The 19,473-nt window shown below is 72.9% G+C and carries 12 protein-coding genes and 23 pseudogenes; 27 read left to right on the plus strand and 8 right to left on the minus strand.

Going from position 1 to position 19,473, the window contains the following annotated elements:
* On the minus strand, positions 1-220 hold a 220-nt coding region (locus tag UG55_RS18570), incomplete at its 3' end, for a copper resistance protein CopC (protein WP_199865189.1).
* 135 nt (positions 221-355) lie between these two features.
* Entirely contained in the window at positions 356-1,099 is a 744-nt protein-coding gene (locus UG55_RS18575) for a YcnI family protein (protein ID WP_066070789.1), read from the minus strand.
* 2,146 nt (positions 1,100-3,245) lie between these two features.
* On the opposite strand from UG55_RS18575, the pseudogene UG55_RS38720 reads away from it, so the two are divergent.
* The 9 genes and pseudogenes from UG55_RS38720 to UG55_RS18605 all read left to right on the plus strand — a co-directional run.
* A pseudogene (locus UG55_RS38720) lies at positions 3,246-3,473 on the plus strand (MOSC domain-containing protein); the annotation flags it as partial.
* Positions 3,474-3,754: 281 nt separating this feature from the next.
* A pseudogene (locus UG55_RS38730) lies at positions 3,755-4,085 on the plus strand (MOSC domain-containing protein); the annotation flags it as partial.
* A 61-nt stretch (positions 4,086-4,146) separates the two neighbouring features.
* A partial coding sequence (locus UG55_RS38735; RefSeq protein ID WP_242424740.1) for a response regulator occupies positions 4,147-4,387 on the plus strand: 241 nt, incomplete at its 3' end.
* Between the two features lie 37 nt (positions 4,388-4,424).
* Positions 4,425-4,546, plus strand: a pseudogene (locus UG55_RS38745) (DNA-binding response regulator); the annotation flags it as partial.
* Between the two features lies 1 nt (position 4,547).
* A pseudogene (locus UG55_RS38750) lies at positions 4,548-4,725 on the plus strand (response regulator transcription factor); the annotation flags it as partial.
* Between the two features lie 103 nt (positions 4,726-4,828).
* A pseudogene (locus UG55_RS38755) lies at positions 4,829-5,083 on the plus strand (tyramine oxidase); the annotation flags it as partial.
* A gap of 127 nt (positions 5,084-5,210) precedes the next feature.
* A pseudogene (locus tag UG55_RS38760) lies at positions 5,211-5,532 on the plus strand (tyramine oxidase); the annotation flags it as partial.
* A gap of 1 nt (position 5,533) precedes the next feature.
* Positions 5,534-5,648: pseudogene (locus UG55_RS38765) on the plus strand (hypothetical protein); the annotation flags it as partial.
* 142 nt (positions 5,649-5,790) lie between these two features.
* A complete protein-coding gene (locus UG55_RS18605) occupies positions 5,791-6,147 on the plus strand; it encodes a hypothetical protein (protein WP_066070762.1) in 357 nt (118 codons plus the stop codon).
* A gap of 105 nt (positions 6,148-6,252) precedes the next feature.
* Here UG55_RS18605 and UG55_RS18610 read toward each other — a convergent pair whose 3' ends face one another.
* Positions 6,253-6,579, minus strand: a complete 327-nt coding sequence (locus UG55_RS18610; RefSeq protein WP_066070796.1) for a type II toxin-antitoxin system VapB family antitoxin — start codon at positions 6,577-6,579, stop codon at positions 6,253-6,255.
* 1,424 nt (positions 6,580-8,003) lie between these two features.
* On the opposite strand from UG55_RS18610, the gene UG55_RS18620 reads away from it, so the two are divergent.
* The 17 genes and pseudogenes from UG55_RS18620 to UG55_RS47635 form a co-directional block, all read left to right on the plus strand.
* Positions 8,004-8,621: a hypothetical protein gene (locus tag UG55_RS18620; protein WP_066070768.1), complete on the plus strand. Its 618-nt coding sequence runs from the start codon at positions 8,004-8,006 to the stop codon at positions 8,619-8,621.
* Positions 8,602-9,256, plus strand: a 655-nt coding sequence (locus UG55_RS18625; protein WP_304440423.1) for an OmpA family protein, incomplete at its 3' end; no start/stop codon positions are given. The genes UG55_RS18620 and UG55_RS18625, both read left to right, overlap by 20 nt.
* Before the next feature lie 136 nt (positions 9,257-9,392).
* The coding region (locus tag UG55_RS38770) for a metal ABC transporter solute-binding protein, Zn/Mn family (RefSeq protein WP_242424741.1) at positions 9,393-9,701 on the plus strand (309 nt) is incomplete at its 3' end.
* Position 9,702: 1 nt separating this feature from the next.
* Positions 9,703-10,130 (plus strand): annotated as a pseudogene (locus UG55_RS38775) (metal ABC transporter substrate-binding protein); the annotation flags it as partial.
* A 1-nt stretch (position 10,131) separates the two neighbouring features.
* Positions 10,132-10,255: pseudogene (locus UG55_RS38780) on the plus strand (zinc ABC transporter substrate-binding protein); the annotation flags it as partial.
* Position 10,256: 1 nt separating this feature from the next.
* Positions 10,257-10,331, plus strand: a pseudogene (locus UG55_RS45515) (hypothetical protein); the annotation flags it as partial.
* Positions 10,332-10,367: 36 nt separating this feature from the next.
* Positions 10,368-11,009: metal ABC transporter ATP-binding protein (locus UG55_RS38785; protein WP_242424742.1), on the plus strand; the 642-nt coding region annotated here is incomplete at its 3' end.
* Position 11,010: 1 nt separating this feature from the next.
* Positions 11,011-11,301 (plus strand): annotated as a pseudogene (locus tag UG55_RS38790) (ABC transporter ATP-binding protein); the annotation flags it as partial.
* 51 nt (positions 11,302-11,352) lie between these two features.
* Positions 11,353-12,283 (plus strand): annotated as a pseudogene (locus tag UG55_RS18640) (metal ABC transporter permease); the annotation flags it as partial.
* A complete protein-coding gene (locus UG55_RS18645) occupies positions 12,283-13,224 on the plus strand; it encodes a metal ABC transporter permease (RefSeq protein WP_066070776.1) in 942 nt (313 codons plus the stop codon). The pseudogene UG55_RS18640 and the gene UG55_RS18645, both read left to right, overlap by 1 nt.
* Positions 13,225-13,285: 61 nt before the next feature.
* Positions 13,286-13,610: pseudogene (locus UG55_RS38795) on the plus strand (aminotransferase); the annotation flags it as partial.
* A 53-nt stretch (positions 13,611-13,663) separates the two neighbouring features.
* A pseudogene (locus UG55_RS38805) lies at positions 13,664-13,713 on the plus strand (hypothetical protein); the annotation flags it as partial.
* 1 nt (position 13,714) lies between these two features.
* Positions 13,715-14,032 (plus strand): annotated as a pseudogene (locus UG55_RS38810) (aminotransferase class I/II-fold pyridoxal phosphate-dependent enzyme); the annotation flags it as partial.
* A 1-nt stretch (position 14,033) separates the two neighbouring features.
* A pseudogene (locus UG55_RS38815) lies at positions 14,034-14,147 on the plus strand (pyridoxal phosphate-dependent aminotransferase); the annotation flags it as partial.
* Positions 14,148-14,188: 41 nt separating this feature from the next.
* Positions 14,189-14,265: pseudogene (locus tag UG55_RS38825) on the plus strand (hypothetical protein); the annotation flags it as partial.
* Between the two features lie 36 nt (positions 14,266-14,301).
* A pseudogene (locus UG55_RS38835) lies at positions 14,302-14,482 on the plus strand (aminotransferase); the annotation flags it as partial.
* A 1,012-nt stretch (positions 14,483-15,494) separates the two neighbouring features.
* A pseudogene (locus tag UG55_RS47635) lies at positions 15,495-16,088 on the plus strand (hypothetical protein); the annotation flags it as partial.
* Between the two features lie 1,087 nt (positions 16,089-17,175).
* Here UG55_RS47635 and UG55_RS38840 read toward each other — a convergent pair.
* The 3 genes and pseudogenes from UG55_RS38840 to UG55_RS38850 form a co-directional block, all read right to left on the minus strand.
* On the minus strand, positions 17,176-17,405 hold a 230-nt coding region (locus UG55_RS38840; protein ID WP_242424743.1), incomplete at its 5' end, for an SCO5389 family protein.
* Position 17,406: 1 nt separating this feature from the next.
* A pseudogene (locus tag UG55_RS38845) lies at positions 17,407-17,466 on the minus strand (hypothetical protein); the annotation flags it as partial.
* A 1-nt stretch (position 17,467) separates the two neighbouring features.
* Positions 17,468-17,622: pseudogene (locus tag UG55_RS38850) on the minus strand (hypothetical protein); the annotation flags it as partial.
* 318 nt (positions 17,623-17,940) lie between these two features.
* On the opposite strand from UG55_RS38850, the gene UG55_RS18670 reads away from it, so the two are divergent.
* On the plus strand, positions 17,941-18,285 hold a 345-nt coding region (locus UG55_RS18670; RefSeq protein WP_242424747.1), incomplete at its 3' end, for a Fur family transcriptional regulator.
* A 90-nt stretch (positions 18,286-18,375) separates the two neighbouring features.
* On the opposite strand, the pseudogene UG55_RS38855 reads toward UG55_RS18670, so the two are convergent.
* A pseudogene (locus UG55_RS38855) lies at positions 18,376-18,874 on the minus strand (hypothetical protein); the annotation flags it as partial.
* Between the two features lie 126 nt (positions 18,875-19,000).
* Positions 19,001-19,335: pseudogene (locus UG55_RS38860) on the minus strand (hypothetical protein); the annotation flags it as partial.
* Positions 19,336-19,473: the final 138 nt, after the last annotated feature.

Raw genomic sequence — 19,473 nt, forward strand, 5'->3', positions numbered from 1 at the left:
CGGATTCGCTGAAGCTCAGCGTCACGCGGGTGGGTGCGGTTTCGAGTGCCGCTCCGCCGACGGGGCTGCTGCCCGTGAGAGTGGCGTGGGCCGCCGCCGGCAGCGCCGTCGCCAGGAGCGCGAAGGCGGTCATCGCGACAACGGCCAGCACCCGCCGAGCACCGCCGGCACGCCAGCCCGGCCGGGTGTTCGGGCCAGGGTCGCGTTCGAGTCCGGTCATGATCAGTCCGTTCTGGATGCCGGTCGTCCACAACGGGGCCGTTCCGGACGATGCCCGACCCGCGGCGGGTCGAATGGGTGGGGTGCCCGCCCGCCGGCCGCGGGCGGGCACCCCCGTTGGGATCAGGCCCTGGGATCAGGCTCGCCGACGGGTGCTGACCAGCGCGAAGGCGCCGGCAGCCAACCCGAGAGCACCCAGAGCGAGCCCGGCGACGCCGAGCACGCGCGCCGTGCCGTCCGAGGCGGAGGCGTCGTCCGCCGCCGTTGACTGCCCGCCACCCGAGCCCTTGTCCGAGCCCTTGTCCGACGCGCCGTGGCTGCCGCCCGACGCGGTCAGCGTGATCGTCGGTGCCGGGCGCTCCGGCTCGTCGCCGCCTGGCTCGGCCACATCGATCCAGCGGATGATCTCGCCGTCGGAGTAGGTCTGCAGCGTCTTGAAGACCACCCGGTCGGCATCCTCGGGCAGTGGGCCCGCGGAGACGTTGAACGTGTCGAACTCGCCGGGCCTGATGCCGCCGCCGTCCTCCGCCGTCCAGGTGATCTTCGTGACGACCTCGGTTATCTGGGTGCCGTGGGCGGTGATCGGCCTCGTCGGCGCACCCTTGGTGACCTGGTAGCTCCAGCCGGCCTTGGGCTGGACGGAAACCGAGGCGATCGGGGTGTCGGCGGGGAACTGCACGTCCAGGGCGGTGGTCGAGGCGGTGTCGCTCTCGGTCGGCACCTTGAACGACAGCGTGGTGTACCCACCCCTGGCCGCCTCGGGCGGCGAGACGGTGACGTGCGCGGACGCCGGCAGCGCGAGCGCGATGGAGCCCGCCGCGGCGGCGAGCGCGCACAGCACCCCCCGGCGGAGGCGAGCTGTGCGGATGGTGCGGGCCATGATGACCTCCCTGAGGACCGACTGGGCCTCACTGCTGGTGATCGGAACTGGTCGAATCCGAGCACCGGGGTCGCTGACAGCGCCGAGCGCCGCGGACACGGCGAACACGGCCAACAGTCGGTCCCGCCGTTCCACGGCGGACCGTCGGTCCCCGCGCCATGGCGGAGCCTCAGTGACAGGACCCCGGTCGGCACGCCGGCGGCCCGCGCCAGCCGGCGTCGCTTCCCAGCAGAAGAAGGTGTGGGTGCCAACGCGCCCCGGCCCCCCGCCGACCACCGGCCCGGCCGGCCGCGGCCGCCGCGCGGACGGCTTCCACCGGCCGGGCCCGAACGCCCACGATGAGCCGGACCAGCCGCGCCGCGCTCCGGCGATGGGCGAGCACGGCGGTGGTCAGGGACGTGACAGCCGCCGCGGCCCGGTCCACGGCCACCCGCAACGCCGCCGTCGCCCACAGCCGCCGCTCGCTGCGATGCAGGGACACCGCCACGCAGAGTGCGGCAAGCACGTGGCCGCCGGTCATCGCGAGGCCCGGGACGAGCGCGCTCAACAGGTGCTCGGCCGCCCCCGCGCGGGTCGGGGTCAGCCCGCCCGCCGGTCCCCCGCCCGCCGGTCCCCCGCCCGCCGGGTGGTGCGTCGTGACCACGAACGCCGTGTGCAGCGCGGCCTGGGCGGTCAGCACCGCGGCCGCTACGGCGCCGAGCGCGCGCTCCCGCCTGGCGAGCCCGGAGGCCATCCNGGTCAGCAGTGCCGCGGCGAGGGCGACGAGGACGGGTGAGGGACGTGGCCCGCCCGCGGCGACATGCGCGGCGAGCGCGAGGCACACCGAGGCAACGCCGAACACGGCCGCCCGCGCGACCTGCCCGGTACCCCGCACACCCGTCATCGTGGGCAAGCCTCCCACGCGGGGGGCGTGTCGGACTGATCCTCGGGTCCCGCGCTGTCAGCATGGTGAGCGTGCCCGGCGCCGTCCGCTCGGCGCAGCGCGAGCCAGACCGCGGGACCCAGGCCCAGGCCGAGGCCCACCGTGACCGCGGTCAGCACCCGGGCGAGGGCGAGCGGGCCGACCACCGGCGCGCCCGAGCGGGCGAAGACGCCGAGGTCAGGCACTCCGCCGAGCACTGCGAGCAGCACCCCGGCACTGACCGCGAGGTAGCGGCCGGTGTCCGACCGGCGGGCGGTGAGCGCCACACCGGCGGCGGCCACGAGCCACCCGGCGATCTGTACCACGTTGCCCCAGAGGAAGGCATCGAGGCGACCGTCCGCGTTCGCCGCGGCGATCAACGCGGAATGCGTGACGTCCACCGCGAGCAGCCCGCCCAGCGCCAGCGCGACGGCGACGGTCCNCGCCGCCCGCCGGAGCAGGCCGAGCGCCACGGTGCCGGCGAACACGGCCAGCGCGAGCCCGGCCCACGGCAGCGGCGACGGACCGGGGATCCACTCCAGCACCCCCGTGTAGACGACCTCCCGGCCGCTCACGGTCAACGGGACGGACCACTCCTGCACCCGGTGTCGCTCCCCCGGCGCCGCGCGCACCGCCGGCGCGTCCAGCGAGCCCATCCAGTGCACCCGGTGGTCATGCCAGTAGGCCACGGCCCGCCCGTCGGCCACCCCGGCGACCCGGACCCAGTCCGGTTCCGCCGACGGGTCGGCGACGCCCTCGGGGCCGGGGTCGTCACCGGCCCTGGTGCTGTTCAGGTAGGTCGCCGGCGAACGGCGGTTCTCCCACACGCCGGTGTCGTCGAGGCGCAGATAAGGTTCGTCCTGGTAGCCCTCGACGACGACCGGGAAGCCCGCGGTGACGGCCAGCCGCACCCGGCTGCCGTTCTCGACGACGCTGAGCGAGACACCGGGCACCCCCGGGTCGCCGGTCAGTGTCGTGTGATAGTTGGTCGGCCCGGCCCCGCCCACGGTGTGCGCGGCCGCCGGCCCGGCGAGGGCGACGAGCCAGCACAGACCGCCGAGCAGCACGGCCGGCAGCGCCGCCGCCGGGGCCCGGGGCCCGGCCTTCGGGCGCGCGGGGGCCCGGCCGGCGGTCGAGGGGCTGTGCATGGCGACCTGAGCGTACGGCCACCCCGAACCCGGCGGGACGGATTCGGGCACCTGGCGGAAAGCTGGCGGCTGTCGGTCCCCAGACAGCCCGCCGCACATGACGGAGGGCAGGCAGCGGATGGATGTACGCGGCGAGGCCGGCGCGGCAGCCGGCGCGTCCAGGGCTCGGGTCGTCGGCCTCTACCGGTATCCGTTGAAGGGCTTCAGCCCGGAGGAGATAGCCGAGGTTGCGCTCGCTCCCGGTGAGGGGGTGCCCGGCGACCGGGTGCTCGCGCTCGCTCGTGCGGACACGGAGTTCACCGAGGACGACCCGGCGGCCCTGCCCNAGACGCGCTTCGTGATGCTCCAGCGGGACGCCGAGATCGCTCGCGTACGCACCTCCTACGATCCGTCGACCGGCATGCTCGCCTTCGGCCTGGCCGACCGGCCGACGCGGGTCGACGTCGCCGAACCATCCGGACGTGCCGNGTTCGAGGACTTCGTCCACGGACTGCTCGGCCCCGGGCTCGGCGGCCGGCCGCGGCTGGTCCGGGCGCGACGGCGGCACCGTTTCACCGACGCGGGCGGCTCCGGCGACATCTTCATGCACGCCGTGTCGGTCNTCANCCTGGCGTCGGTGCGCGACCTGGCCGAACGGGTGGGCGAGCCGGTCGACCCGCTGCGCTTCCGGGCCAACATCTACCTGGACGGGGTGCCGCCCTGGGCCGAGCTGGAATGGGCCGGCCTGGAACTCGGCCTCGGCGCGGCCCGGGTGCGGACGCTGGCCCGCACCCCGCGCTGCGCGGCGACCACCGTCAACCCCGACACGGGCGTCCGCGACATCCGGATACTCAAGGAGCTGTCCAGCAACTACGGGCACACCGACTGCGGGATCTACGTCACCGTCCTGGCCGGGGCGACACTGCGCCCAGGTGATCCGGTGACCCCACCAGACTGACACGATTCCCCGGCGACACCGGTTCGGACCGACCTGAATTCGGACATGAGGAGGCCCACCCGTGCGAGTGGTGATCGCGGAGGACTCGGTCCTGCTGCGGGAGGGCCTCCGCAGGCTGCTCACCGAGGCCGGCTGCGAGGTGGTCGCCACCGTCGGCGACGGGCCGAGCCTCGTCGAGATGGTCGTGGAGCATCGCCCCGACGTCTCGGTCGTCGATGTCCGCATGCCGCCGTCGCATCGCGACGAGGGGCTGCGGGCGGCGATCTCCGCGCGGTCCAGGGTTCCCGGCTCACCGGTGCTCGNCCTGAGCCAGTACGTGGAGAAGCAGTACGCNGGTGNGCTGCTCGCCGACGGTCTCGGCGCGGTCGGCTATCTGCTCAAGGACCGGGTGGCCGACGTCCGCGAGTTCGTCGACGCGGTCCGGCGGGTCGCCGGCGGCGGCACGGTGATGGATCCCGAGGNGGTCGCCCAGCTGCTGGCGAGCGGTCGCCGCGACGACCCGACGGCGCAGCTCACCCCACGCGAGCGCGAGGTGCTGGGGCTGATGGCCGAGGGACGCTCGAACGCGGCCATCGCGGCGGCGCTCGTGGTGAGCGCCGGAGCGGTGGAGAAGCACATCTCGAACGTGTTCGCCAAGCTCNGGCTGGAGTCCTCGGGAAACGACCACCGCCGGGTCCTCGCCGTGCTCGCCTACCTGCGGCGATCCTGACCAGACCACAGCCCCGCGGTCGGAGGAGGTCCCGATGGTGCCCGGTGCGTCGGCAGTGCCCCTGGACGGTCCGGCCAGCCCGAGGCACCCTCTCGACCCGCTCTCCGCCGCCGAGATCGGGCGGGCGAGCTCGATCCTGCGCACCACTCGACGACTCGGGCCCGGGTTTCGTTTCGTTTCCGTCGAACTGCACGAGCCACCAAAAGCCGCCCTCGTGGCTCGCGAGGCCGCGGGCGGCGGCGGTTCGCTCCCCGCGCCGGACCGGCAGGCGTTCTGCGTCCTCTACGAGCGCGGGGCGCGCCGCACGCACGAAGCCGTCGTCTCGCTGACGGCCGGGACGGTGGTGGAGCTGCACGCGGTGCCCGGAGTACAGGCGCCGATCCTGCTGGAGGCGCATGCGCCGCCTCGTCATCTCGATGATCAGCACGGTCGGGAACTACGAGTACGGCTTCTTCTGGTACCTCTACCTGGACGGTTCGCTGGAGTTCGAGGCGAAGCTGACCGGGGTGATCTCCACCGGCGCCGTCCCGCCCGGAACGTCGCCGGCCCACGGGGTGCTCGTCGCCCCCGGCCTGTACGGCCCCCACCACCAGCACTTCTTCAACGTGCGGCTGGACGTCGAGCTCGACGGCGGACCGAACACCGTGGTCGAGGTCGACTCGGTGCCGGACCCGGTCGGGCCGGACAATCCGACCGGGGTCGCCTGGCCGCCTACCGGCTCGCATCACGTCGTGCGCCNCGAGGACTGGCCGGTGATGCCGGTCAGCCGGATCGGGTTCGAGCTGCGCCCGGACGGCTTCTTCGACGGCAACCCGGCGCTCGACCTCCCGTGGGCGCCGGCACCCCACGCTGGTNGTGGCACGGACGGGGCAGCTCGCGGTGGCGGTTGCGCGTGCTGACGGAGCCGGCGAACCACCGGCGGCCACGCGACACGCGCCGCGCGTGACGGCACGTCTTGCCCCAGAACGGGGGTACCTGCCCTAGGCTCCCTGTGATGTGAGCCCTGTTCTCGCCTCCAACCGGGCCGGGAACCTCGTCCGTGCTCTGATCACCATCGCCATCCTGGTTCTGATCATGCGCACGGCCTACCTGCTCTGGGTCTTTCACACCCCCGCCTGGACCTCCCGCCCGACCGACATCCACTACTGCGGCGGGTGGTACGAGCGCACCGAGTCGCCGGACGTCACCGGGGCCGAAGCCCGCAAGATCGCCGGTGGGCGGCTGGAGCAGGTCATGCGGTCCCCGGTACTGCGGCCCATCGCGGCCTACCGGCCGGGAAAGGCCTGCCCCCGCCACATCTTCGCCAAGGTCGGCAGCGACACCTACGTGACCTACGAGATCACCGACGACTGACCCGTGCCGGCGCGGACGGGGCCGCTGCCGACTCGACCGGGCTCGCTCAGCCGGGGCCGGATGACATCCCGAGTCAGTGATCCCGAAAGTCAGTGATCCCGAAAATCAGTGCCGGCTCAGCCGGTCCGCGTGCCTCGCCGCTGCGTGCACATGCACCCGGGCATGGATCGAGGTGCGCTGCGCCAGCGCCGCGCGCACCGCGCGGTGCAGGCCGTCCTCCAGGTAGAGGGTCCCGTCCCACTCCACGACGTGGGGGAACAGGTCGCCGTAGAAGGTCGAGTCCTCGTCCAACAGGACGTCGAGGGCGAGTACCCGTTTCGTCGTCACGAGCTGGTCCAGGCGCACCTGCCGCGGCGGGATCGCGGCCCAGTCACGCTGGCCGAGGCCATGGTCGGGGTACGGGCGACCGTCACCGACCAACTTGAAGATCACCGGCACCTCCTTCTCGGGGGCGAGAGACTGCCCGACCACGACAGCCTAGAATCCTCCGCCCGCGAACAGGATCCCGGTGTCCATCCAGCCGCGCGTTGCGCGGACATTGAGAANACCGGCCGAGGTTGACCCAGGGCACAGCCCCGAAACCGGGCGAATCGCTNGACCAACTCCTTCCGGGCCACTTAAGTAAGCCTTACCTGATGACAGAGGAGGTCCGGTGACGAGTCCAACCTCGGACGTCGAGATGCCGGTGCTGGCCGAACGAGCCCGCACGATCATCGCCNGCGGCCGGCGTGCGCTGCTCNCCCTGCCCTGCGCGAACGTGCGGGGCTGGGCCGGGCTCATCGACGACGGCGGCGAGCCACTCCTGATCGTCGGGGCCGACAGCCCGCCCGTGCACTGCGCCGGCTCCGGTCGCCGGGCCCGGGTCGACATCTGCGGCCACAACGGGGAAAGGCTCGTCCTCGCCGGGGCGCTGCGGCTCGTGCCGGAGACCACCGACCAGATCATCGAGCGGCTGGCGACGCTCGGCCGCAGCATCACCGTTACCGAGGGCGACCTAGGTGCCCTGCGCATCCTGTCGGTGTCGGTGGACGACGTGCTGATCTGCCTGCCCGAAAGGGCGGCCCGGGCGGCGGGTGGGCGCTCCGCCGCGGCCTCGCGGGGCGGGCGGGCCCGGCCCGCCGGCACCACGGCGACGAACTTCCGGCTGGCCCGGGTGGGCCGGTCGAGCCGCGGCCTGCGCCGCGCCAACTCGAACCGTCTCGACGGGCGCTCGAACGCGTTGGGCCCGGCGCGCCGCGTGGAGCTCGACTCGTACGCCTTCGCGGAGCCGGACCTGATCGCCGCCTACGCCCCGGACCTGATCCGGCACCTCAACGACGAGCACTCGCTCCAGATGCGCATACTGGCCGCGCACGGTGTCGCGCTCGCCGAGCCCGCCGGTTCCGACCCGGCTGGCCTCGACCCCACCGACTCCACCGACCCCACCGACCCCGATTTCGCTGATCCCACTGATCCCGCCGGCGTCGTGGGCTCCACCGGCCTCGCGGACTCCGGGGGCGGCGAGTCCCGTTCCGGCCACGCCGGTTTCGGGACGATCAGCGGCCCGGGACATCGCCGCGCCGAGGTGATCGCGGCCTCGGTGACCTCGCTGGACCGCCGTGGCCTGGACATGTGGCGTATCGACCAGGATGGCGCCCGCGAGATCCGGGTGACCTTCCGGTCGCCGCTGGACGAGCCGCGTTCCCTCGGGCGCGAGCTGCGTCTGCTCCTCGACCAGGCGGAACACCCCGCCGAATAGCCGAACAGGACGGGCGCGCTGATCTGGGCGCGGGCGGTGTCCGTTCCGGCGCCCAGATCGGCGGCGCGGGGATCATAATCGGCAGCGGACGCTCCTGCCCCTCCCGTCCGGAGGTCTGATGCCCCGCCTGCCGTCCCGCCGTGTCCGGCCCGCGCGGAGAACGCCCGCCGCGCTGAGCGGCCTGCTGCTTCTCTGCCTGGTCGTCACGGGCTGCTCGAGTTCGGGCTCAGGAGACGACCCGGAGGCCACACCCGCCCCCGCCGGCTCCGCTGACTCCGCCGATTCCGCCGGCCCGGCGCCCGGCGGCGCCTCCGGGGCGGCCACGGCCGCTCCGGGAACACCCGCCGTCAGCCGCACCACCCGCATCCAGGGCGCGGGCGGCGACGTCGAGGTCGGCTTCGTCGAGCTGCGCGTCGACGGCCGGCTCGTCCAGCTCGATCTGCTGTTCACGCCCCGCTACGCCGCCGACCCCGGCAAGGAGATCTCGCTCTACGAGATGGCCGGCCGCCGCGACGCCGCGGTGAGCCTCGTCGACACGGCGAACCTGCTCCGCTACACGGTTGTGAAGGACTCCGACGGGGCGGCCCTGGGCGCCGCCGCCGGCACCACCCGGACCCGCAACAACGTGGCGGTGCCCGCCTCCTTCGCGTTCGCCGCGCCGCCACCGGAGGTGACAGCCGTGGACGTCTACCTCAACGACCGGTTGATCGTCGACGATGCTCCGATCACGCGCTGACCCACCGCACGCGCCCGCCACCCGCCGGCTCACCCCGGGGCGGGTGGCTCTCTGTTTCCTCGTCGGCGCCGCCCTCGTCACCGCGCCGATCGGCCTCGGAAGCCCGCGCGCGCTCGGCGCCACGTCCGGTCCCGGCCGGCCCGCACCGTCTCCGTCTCCGTCTCTGGACGTTCCCGGGACGGAGCTGACCGGCTCGGTGCACGCTCTCGACACCGCCGGATCGGTGCTGGCCATCGACCTCGACGCGGCGGTGCGGCCGCTGCACACCGAGGAACGCCGCGGCGACCGGCTGGTCGTGACGATCAGCGCGGACGTCCTGTTCGCCTTCGACTCCGACGACCTGACAGAACTCGCGCGAGCGGAGATCGTCAAAATCGCCGCCCGGGTCGCGCCCGGTACCGAGACGGTCACCGTCCTCGGCCACACCGACAATCTCGGCACCCCGGCCTACAACGTGATCCTCTCGCAGCGCCGGGCGAACACGGTCGCGAACCTGCTCCGCTCCGCCCTTCCCGACGACACCAGGGTCTCCGCGACCGGCCGCGGCGGTGCGGACCCGGTCGCGCCGAACACCCGGTCGGACGGATCGGACGATCCCGACGGCCGCGCGCTGAACAGGAGGGTGCAGATCAGCTNCCCCGCGAACTGATGATTGACAGCCACATCGAAAACCGTTTTCATTTCCCCATGCGCCCCGCCCCGCTCCGACCCGTGCCCGCGGGCCGCTCTGGTCAGCACCGCCGGGCCGCACGCCGGGCACGGTCGGCCGTCATGATCGTCGCCGCGGTCCTCGGCGCGAGCGCGAGCCTGGCGGCCTGCGGCGGCTCGGGCGGCGGGTCGGGCACCGGCGGCGGTACCGGGGCACCGCGGGTCGTCGCGACCACGGCCGTCGCGGCCGACTTCGCCCGCGCCATCGGCGGCGACGGCATCGAGATCACGCAGCTTCTCCGGCCTGGGGTCGACCCGCACGACTACGACCCGCCCGCCGCCGATCTCGAGGCACTCGCCGCCGCCGACCTCCTGATCGAGAACGGGGTGTGGCTGGAGGGCTGGCTGGCGGAGGCGGTCTCGGCGAGCGGGNTCGACGGCACCAGGGTCGTCATGGCCGAGGGTGTCCTGATCCGCCACGGGGCCGCGGCCGAGGAACACGGCGACGACCACGGCGAGGAGCGGGGAGACCCGCACATCTGGCACGATCCACGCAACGCCAAGATCATGGTCGCCAACATCGAGCGGGGGCTGGTGGCCGTGGATCCCGAGAGCTCGGCCCAGTACAGGGCCAATCTCGAGGCCTACACCGCCGCGCTGGACGAGCTCGACCGCGAGACCGAGGAGAAGATCAACAGCATTCCGGCGGAGCGCCGCAGGCTGGCGACCAACCACGACTCCTTCGGCTACTACGTGGATCGGTACGGCCTGGAGTTCGTCGGTTCGATCATCCCGAGCTTCGACACCTCCGCCGAGCTGTCCGGCCGGGCGATCGACAACATCGTCGAGCGGATCCGGGCCNCCGGCGCGGTCGCCGTGTTCTCCGAGTCATCGCTTCCACCGCGAACAGCGCAGACGATCGGCCGGGAGGCGGGCGTCCGCGTGATCTCCGGTGAGGATGCCCTCTACGCGGACACTCTCGGGCCNGCCGGGTCGGACGGAGCGACCTACCTGACGGCGGAGCGTCACAATACCGATACCATCGTCAGTGCCCTCCGGTGATCTGGTGAGTCTGATGAGAAGAAACAGGACGGACCGGTGCGGATCTTGACCGGGAAGACGGCCCCGTGCCCGCCCGGGTCGCCCACGGCGAGCCCACCCGTGGCCGGAGGCGGCACGGCGGGCCTCGCCCCGGTCATCTCGCTGCCCGACCAGGTCGGCGCGCGGCCCGACCAGGTCGGCGCGCGGCCCGACCAGGCCGGCGACCTCCCTGAGTGGACCGGTGCCGCGGAACCTCTCGGCGGTGGCGAGCCGGTGACCGCCGGCACCGCGCTCCGCTTCGATGACGCGGCCATCGCCTACGGCCGCTCGACGGTGCTGCACGGCGTGCGGGGCGTCCTGCCCGAGGGGCGGACGCTGGCACTCATCGGCCCCAACGGCGCGGGCAAGTCCACGCTGATCAAGGCGGTGCTCGGGCTGGTCCCCGTCGCCAGCGGGTCGATCACGGTGCTCGGTCGGGCGCCCGCGGACGCCCGCCGGGATGTCGCGTATGTGCCCCAGGCGGACACCCTCGACCGGGACTTCCCGATCTCGGTCGGTCAGGTCGTCCTGATGGGCCGCTACCGTCAGGTCGGCTGGATCCGACGTCCGGGGCGGGCGGACCGGGCGGCGGCGCGGGCCGCGCTGGAGGCCGTCGGGCTGGCCGACCGGAGCCGGGACCGCTTCGGCACGCTCTCCGGTNGGCAGCGTCAGCGGGTCCTGCTCGCCCGCGCCATCGCCGCCGAGCCTCGGCTGCTCCTGCTGGACGAACCCTTCAACGGCGTGGACGTCGTCTCCCAGGAAGCACTGCTCACCGCCCTCGCCACCCTGGCCGAGTCGGGTACCGCAACCGTCGTCTCCACCCATGACCTGGCCCTCGCCCAGGTCATCAGTGACCAGGTGTGCCTGCTGAACGGCCGCCAGATCGCCTTCGGCCCGGCCGACCGCGCCCTCGTGCCCGGGCATCTGCGCGACGCCTACGGCGGTGCCGCGCNGGAGATCGGCGGCCGCGTCATCGTGACCCGTACATGACCGCCGTCAACCNGCTCATCACGCCGTTCGAGCGGCCGTTCATGCTCCGGGCACTGATCGAGATCCTGCTGCTCGGCGCCGTGACCGCCGCGGTCGGGGTCCTGGTGATGCTGCGCCGGCTGGCCTTCCTCACCGATGTGCTGACGCATGCGGTGTTCCCCGGCGTCGTCGTCGGGTTCATGGCCGGCGGCACGGCCGGGATCCTCCCCGGCGCCCTGGTGGTGGCGGCCGTGGCCGCGGCCGGGTTCACCGCGCTGTCCTCGACTCGGCGGATCAGTGAGGACGCGGCCATGGCGATGCTGCTCACCGGCTGTTTCGCGGTGGGCGTGGTGCTCGTCTCCCGCCGGGAGTCCTACACCTCCGATCTGACCAGCTTCCTCTTCGGCCGCCTGCTCACGGTGGACAACACCGACATCACCATGACCGCGGTGACCGCCGGGGTCGCCGCCGCCGTGCTCGCGCTGACCCGCAAGGAACTGCTGCTGCGGGCGTTCGACCCGGAGGGCGCGCGCGCGGCCGGCTACCCGGTGTGGCTGCTCGACCTGGTGCTCAACCTCGTCATCGCGCTGGTGGTGGTCGCCGCCGTCCGCGCCGTCGGCACGGTGCTCGTCATCGCGCTGGTGGTGATCCCCGCGGCCGCGGCCCGTCTCCTCACCGGCCGGCTCGCGGCGGTGCTGGCGATCTCGGTGGTGCTCGGCCCGCTGTGCGGCTGGCTCGGGCTGGTCGTCAGCTATGACGCCTCCGTCCACCACGATGTCCGGCTCGCCGCCGGCGCGACGGTCGTGCTCGTCCTGGTCACCGCCTACGCACTCGCTTTCGCCGGCAGCGTGTTGCGCCATGGATCGCGGCGGGCGCGGGCGCGGCGGGCACCGGCGCACCCGCGGCGGGCAGGGCGGCAAGAACTGGTCGAACGGCCCCGGGAGCCCTCGCGGGAGGCGGTCTGATGGCGCTCCTCGACTCCCTGGGCGACGACTACACCCGCCGGGCACTCGTCGAGATCGTGATCGTCGGCGCGCTGTGCGGCGCGGTGGGCGTGCACGTCGTGCTGCGCCGGCTCAGCTTCCTCACCATGGCGATGACCCACGCGACCTTTCCCGGCGTGGTCCTCGCCTCGCTGGTGGGGGTGAACCTCGTCCTGGGTGCCGGATTGTTCGGCGTGCTCGTCGTCTCCGCGGTGGTCCTGGCCGTGGGGACGTCGGGCACGTCGCCGGGCGCGGGCGGCGTGCCCACGGGCACGCCGGGCGCCGGTGGTGGCGGAGGCCCCGGTGGCGGGCGGGACGTCAGCACCGTGACCGGCGTCGTCCTCTCGGGGGGATTCGCGCTCGGCGTCGCGCTGATGTCCGCGCAGAACGGGTCGAACCGCGATCTGAGCGCGTTCCTGGTCGGCTCGGTCCTCACCGTCCAGCCGAGCGATCTGCTGGTGAGCGCGACAGCGGCGGTCGGGGTACTCGGCGTGCTGGTGGCGCTGCGCAAGGAGCTGCTGCTGGCGGCCTTCGACCCCACCGCGCTCGCCGCGGCCGGCTATCCCCCCAGGCGGCTGGGCCTGCTGCTGTTGCTGCTCATCGAGGCGGCGGTGGTCACCTCGCTGCCCGCCGTCGGCACGATCATGGCGGTCGCCCTGGTCGTCGGGCCGGCGTCCACCGCCCGCGTGTGGTGCTCGCGCATCTCGACGATGACGGCGGTCTCGATCGGCGTGGCGATCGCCTGTGGCGTGGTCGGGCTGGCCATCAGTGCGCAGTGGGACGTCGCGGCCGGCGGAGCGATCGTGCTGACCATCGCGGCGGCGCTGGTGTGCTCCCTGGCGCTGGACGCGGCGCTGACGTTGCCCGCCCGGCGATCCCGGTCGGCCCGGGCGCCCGGTGTCGCCACCACCCACCCGGGGTGAGGCCACACGCACGGCACGCCGCCACGCCAAATTCATTCGACAGGGCGCCTACTCTGGCACCATGGAGTTCGCCCAGTCCGACAAGCTCGCCGACGTCTGCTACGACGTCCGAGGCCCCATCCTCGACGAGGCGACCCGGCTGGAGGCCGCAGGCCAGCGCATCCTGAAGCTGAACATCGGCAACCCCGCCCCGTTCGGCTTCTCCGCGCCGCCGTCGGTTCTTGCCTCGGTCGCCGACAACCTCGCGGCAGCACAGGGCTACAGCGACTCCAAGGGCCTGCTCCCCGCGCGCGAGGCCGTCGTGCGCTACTCGCTCGGCAAGGGCCTGAGCGGTGTCGGTCCCGACGACATCTACCTCGGCAACGGCGTCTCCGAGCTGATCTCGANGTCGTTGCNGGCGCTGCTGAACAACGGCGACGAGGTGCTCGTCCCCGCGCCNGACTACCCGCTGTGGACGGCGGTGGTCTGCCTCTCCGGCGGGCGGCCGGTNCACTACCTCTGCGACGAGTCGGCCGGCTGGAACCCGGATCTCGCCGACCTCACCAGGAAGATCACACCGCGTACCCGCGCCATCGTGATCATCAACCCGAACAACCCCACCGGCGCCGTCTACGACCGACCCGTGCTGGAGGACCTCATCGAGGTCGCCCGCAGGCACAACCTGATGCTGTTCGCTGACGAGATCTACGACCGCATCCTCTACGACGACGCGGTGCACCACTCGGTCGCCGCGCTCGCGCCGGACCTGTTCTGCGTGACGTTCAACGGCCTGTCGAAGGCCTACCGGCTGGCCGGCTTCCGCTCCGGGNGGATGGCCCTTTCCGGGCCGCGCCAGCATGCCTCCAGCTACATCGAGGGTCTGAACATCCTCGCGAACATGCGGCTGTGCGCCAACGTGCCCGGCCAGTTCGCACTTCAGGCCGNGCTTGCCGAGGGCGGGGGCGCCGGCGATCTGGTCCTGCCNGGCGGCCGGTTGCGCGAGCAGCGCGACACGGTGGTGAAGCTCCTCAACGACATCCCAGGTGTGTCGTGCGTGCCGCCNCGCGGGGCGCTTTACGCGTTCCCGCGCTTCGATCNGGAGATGTACCCGATCCAGGATGATGAACGCTTCGTCCTGGATCTGCTGCGCAGCGAGCGGATCCTGCTGGTTCAGGGCACGGGCTTCAACTGGCCCAGACCCGACCATGTGCGCATCGTGACGTTGCCGTCCGTGGACGACCTGACCGATGCCATCGGCCGCGTCGACCGGTTCCTGGGCNCCTACGCTCGCACCTGAGCGCTGTCCGCCGNGTCCGGTGGCGGCGGCCGATCGCGGCGGNGTCCACAAGGACCACGCCCTGTGGACAGAACCTGTGGACAACGGTGGAACAGACATGCGCGCCGGCCAGGCCAGACGGCGGCACGGACACACGTGAAACAACCGAACGTCCAGAACGGCCCGCGGCGGACCTGCTGGCGGTGGTCGGGGCCGCCGCCCTGGCCATCGCGGTGCAGGCGGTGCTGTGGCAGCGGTTTCGGCTGCCGCTCTGGTACGACGAACTGTGGCGCCCCCATTTCGCCGCCGAGCCGCTCCCGAGCTTCTGGTCCGAGCTGGGGGTGGCGAACGCGCCGTCCGCGCTGGGCTCGATAGCGCTCGTCCGGCTGTGCGGCGNGACCTTCGGATGGCATGCCTGGGCGCTGCGGCTGCCCTCGGCCNTCCCGCTCATCGCGCTCGCGGTGGGAACCCTGCTGCTGGCCTGCCGGCTGACCAGGCGGGTCGCGGCCATCGCCGCGGTCGTGACAGTCGTCGTGGCCGGCACCATCGTCGACCTCGCGTCGCAGATCAAGCCCTACACCCTGGACGCCGCCTGCGCGGTAGCCGTGGTCACGCTGTGGATGGGTCAGCCCGCGAACACCCGGCGGCTGGTCGGCCGGCGCGTCCTCGCCGGCGTACTGGCGCTGTTCTCACTCCCGGCTCTCTTCCTGATCATCCCACTGTTCGTCCTGGACACCGTCCGGTCACTGAGGGTCGGCCTCGGGCAGCGACGGGCGCACCGTCCGCCGCGGCGGCAGACCGTGCGCGAGGTGGGGGGCGCCATGACGCGGGCGGCAGCCTGCGCCGCCCCCGCCGTCGCCATCGCGGGGATCCACGCCGGGCTGTTCGTCGCGCACCAGTCCGGCCAGCGGGCCAGCACCTTCTGGGACGACCACTTCCTCGCCGGGCGAGGTCCGCTGGATGCCGTCCGCTTCGTCGTCCAGCAACTCGCCGCGACGGCGGCGGGTGCTCCCCNCGGCGTCGACCGCTACGACCCCAACCTGGTTCACCCGCTGACCGACTCGTCCGCCGCGATGGTGGTCGCGCTCGGCTGCGCCGTCGCGATCACCTTCGTGGCCGGGGTGGTTACCCTGTCACGGCGCGCGGACGGCAGAGTTCTGCTGGTCGCCCTCGGCGGCGCCGAGCTGATGGCGCTCGCGGCGAGTGCCTGGCGGTACTGGCCGTTCGGGGCCGTTCGACCGAACACGTTCCTCGTCCCCCTGCTCACGGTCGTGGCGGCGGCGGGCGCGGCCGCCCTCGCCGAAGCCGTCCGGGCCTCCTGGCCCACCACGCCGAGGGCGGCGGGCGATTCGGCTGGGGACCCAGGGCAACCTCGGGACGGCCGGCGGACCAGGGCCACGCGGCGGGTGCTGGCGGGCCTGGGCGCGGTGATCCTGCTCGTCGGGGCGGCCGTCCCGGTAGCGGGGGCCACGGGCCTGCGGCCGCTGTGGGAGGAGCGAGGCACCCGCCGGCCGATCGACCTGATGGTGGAGGCGACCGTCACCGCCCGGCGTCTGTACCAACCCGGCGACCTGGTGCTGGTGGGTGGACGGCTGGCCCGCGCGGGCTGNCTCTACGGCATGCAACACAGCCAGGACGGCGGCGTGGTGGCCGGCCCGGCGGTGCCTGCGGGATCGGCGGGACCGCGGGTACCCGCGTCGGCCACGGTCTTCCTGACCGCGGTCGGCGATGGAGGAGTCGCTCGGGCGCTGGCGCGGCGAGCCCCGGGTGACCCGGCCGGCCGGGTGCTGCTGTTCGTCCTCGCCTATGACCGCCGGGGCACGGACCGCGCGCTGGCGGAGGCGCGCGGTGCCGGCTGGTGCCCGAAGTGGACGCAGGACTTCGAGCTGACCGGCACGCTGCGGGTGCTCACCCGGTGCGAACCGTGACACCGGCCCGGGAGCTGCCTGCCTACGAACTGCCTGCCTACGAACTGTCGGCCGGGGATGTGCCGGGGCTCTGCTCGGCCGAGGCCAGCGGGACGGCCGCGGGCAGTCCCGTCCGGGTCGCCAAGGCTCCCCAGGAGGCGTCNCCCGCCGACAGCGCCGTCCGCAGCTCGGACTGCAGTTCCTCGATCGGCCGCTGGGTTCCGTTGAACAGCTGGCCGCAGGTCGCGGCGGCGGCCGCGTAGCTCTCCACACCGCTGGTGAACATCGCCTGTGCCTCGGCGTCCGGGCCGGCGGGGAGCCTGAGCGCGGCCTTCGTCTGCGCCGCCAGCTGGGTGCACTGGGGCTGCAGCGACGCCCCGTCCTGAGCGTCGAGGAAGCCCCGGGCGGCGGCGATCGTCGAGACGATGCTGCCCCGCATCCCCTGCGTCGACGAGTACCAGGTGGTCAGCTCCGTGTTGTCGACCGTAAGCCCGGCCGGCGACGCCGAGGCCATGCTCTCGCCGTCGTCCGAACCGCTGGTCAGCACACACCCGACCACCAGAACAACGGCCCCGGCGACGGCGACGCCGGTCGCCGCCGGGGACAGGGGCGGCTCGGCCACTCGCCAGAACCCAGCCCGCAACCACGCTGGCCGTCCCGCCAACTCCCACCCCCAGCGCCCGATTCCGTGCCGGTGCCGGGGGACGGCACCAGCTGAACGCAAAGAGTACGGGAGGGAACGCCCGACCCCTCACCCGTCCCCGGCCCGCGCGATCGGGACGCCGGGCGTCAGCAGTTGACGAACTCCGGCTGCTGGTTGAGCACCTGCGCACGGGCCGAGACGAAGGCCCGGTACTGCTCACCACCCAGGGCCTCCGGCGGGAAGACCGCGACCCGGTGGCAGTTCTGGAACGCCAGCTTGACCCCGAAGTGCCGTTCGAGAGCGCTTCGGATGGAGGTGCTGGCCAGGGCGCGGAGCAACTGGCCGCGGGCCTCCTCGTCCGGCGGCGGAACCTGGTNGTCGACGAAGGCGGGCCGGGCGGCCTCGGTGCCCCGGCCGGTGGGGCCAGCCGCCGACAANGTGCCGGCCAGGGCGGCGGGCAGGGCACCGGCCAGCCGTTCGACCAGCTGGTAGGCGTAGGGGAGCGAGCTGCGCACGCAGGCGATGAACTCCGCGTCGGTCATCCGATCCGCGTCCGCGGCGGCGACGAGCTCCGGGGTGACGGTCAGGGACATCTGGAACCTCCTGCTGGCACNGGAAGACAGCGACCTTCGGCGCTGGTTACGTCACGCACCGTCGCACAAAATGAAAACCGTTGTCAACACCACTCGCCTGGTCCCGANGGACCAGCTCGCGGGCCCGCCAACCGGGCCATGCGGGGCCACCTAGATGAGAGAGTGGATACCGTGGCGAAGGTGGAAGGCGACCGGTTGGGCGCCACGAGCGACGCGGACACGTCGGGCGACACGGACACGTCAACGAAACCGAACCAGCACGCTGCCGGTCAGCGGGTGGCGGGTCGGCAGCCGGCAGCGCCCGGCGCGCCCGGGCCCGTGCGCGCGCCGGGCCGACGGGCCGCGCCGGGGCGGGGCACCCCCGCTCGGGCCACCCGGCAGGGTGACGCCGTCTCCTCGGCCCTCGCGGCGACCAACGCGTTCACCAGCGCTCAGGATCTGCATGCCCGCCTGCGCCAGGACGGCCAGTCGGTGGGTCTGACGACCGTCTACCGACATCTGCAGATGCTCGCCGACCGCGGCGAGGTGGACGTCCTGCGCAGGGACGACGGCGAGACGGTGTACCGGCGGTGCACCACCGAGGCACACCACCACCACCTGGTCTGCCGCCACTGCGGCCACACTGTGGAGATCGCCGGCCCCGAGATCGAGGCCTGGACGTCGNCCGTGGCGAGCGCGGAGGGCTTCACCGAGGTCGTGCACACCGTCGAGATCTACNGGACCTGCGCCTCCTGCACCGGCTGACGCCGCCGCTCAGCGGCAGACGCTGCCGGCCTGGCCGAATCCCGGCTGGGAAAGGTCCAGATCCAGGGTGTTGGCACGCCCGGTTATTCCCTTGAGATCGATCACGCATTCACGCCCGGTCGCCGTGTCCGTAACCGTGATGCGCTGTGGGCCGGCGTACATGGCACCGCTGTCCCAGGTGGGCGCACCCGAGCTCGTGAACACAGCGAAGGAGGAAATCGGATATCCGGTCGACGACTCGGCGTGGCCACCGAAGATAAGGAACTTCACGCGGTCCTTCGCCGGCGCCCGGCCGCCGTCCGTCAGCCGTCCACCAACACGCGCGGTGCCGGGGTCGTTCAAGGTCGTGAGTTTGATGCGGCCAACATAGGCCGAATACGTCCAGCCATTTGCCCGATGATCGAAGACGTCGACATAGAAACGGGAGTGGACAAATTCCGGATCCCGGTCGATCTGCGGGTAGAACTCGAAGGAGAGGCCGGCCGTGCGGCTGCCCCAGCCGGTGTGCNGGGTGCCGCCGTTGACGAGGTCGGGCTGGCTGTCGCCCATGAAGTAGCCGTGCGGGAACAGCAGGCCCTTGCCCGCCGCGAACCGCGTGTACGTCGCGTAGCTGCCGCGTTCCTGGCAGGCNCGNATGTAGGTGTCGCCGGTGCCGGTGGCCCGGTTGTAGTTCTGGCAGGGCAGGTAGGGCTCCTGGGTCGAGCCCAGAACAAGGTCGACGCCGATGGCGCCGGAGATCGGCACCGGATTGCCGCTCTGGTCGGTGAGCCCCTCGAAGGGAACGGCCACGCCGTTCCCCCTGGTCCGGTCACCGGCGTACTGGGTGGTGTCGGCGGCCCACGCGGGGGTGGACCCACTCAGGCCGAGCAGCCCGGTACCGGTGAGGAGCACGAGGACGGCGAGAATCCGCCGGCGCGGGCCGACCACTCGTCGGCGGTGGCGGTGCCTTTTCGGCGCGGTTCGCGACACGACACTCCCGGGTCGGCAGGGGCTGGCCGCGAAGAACCGGCGGCCGATAGCCGGGAAATCTGCGAAGATCTTCTCGGAAAACACCGGCGCCGAACTTCGGGGAAACAGCACGGAAACAGAGGCAAGGAGGCAGGGAAA

Source organism: Frankia sp. EI5c, from assembly GCF_001636565.1.
In the GTDB taxonomy this organism is placed as follows: Bacteria; Actinomycetota; Actinomycetes; order Frankiales; family Frankiaceae; genus Parafrankia.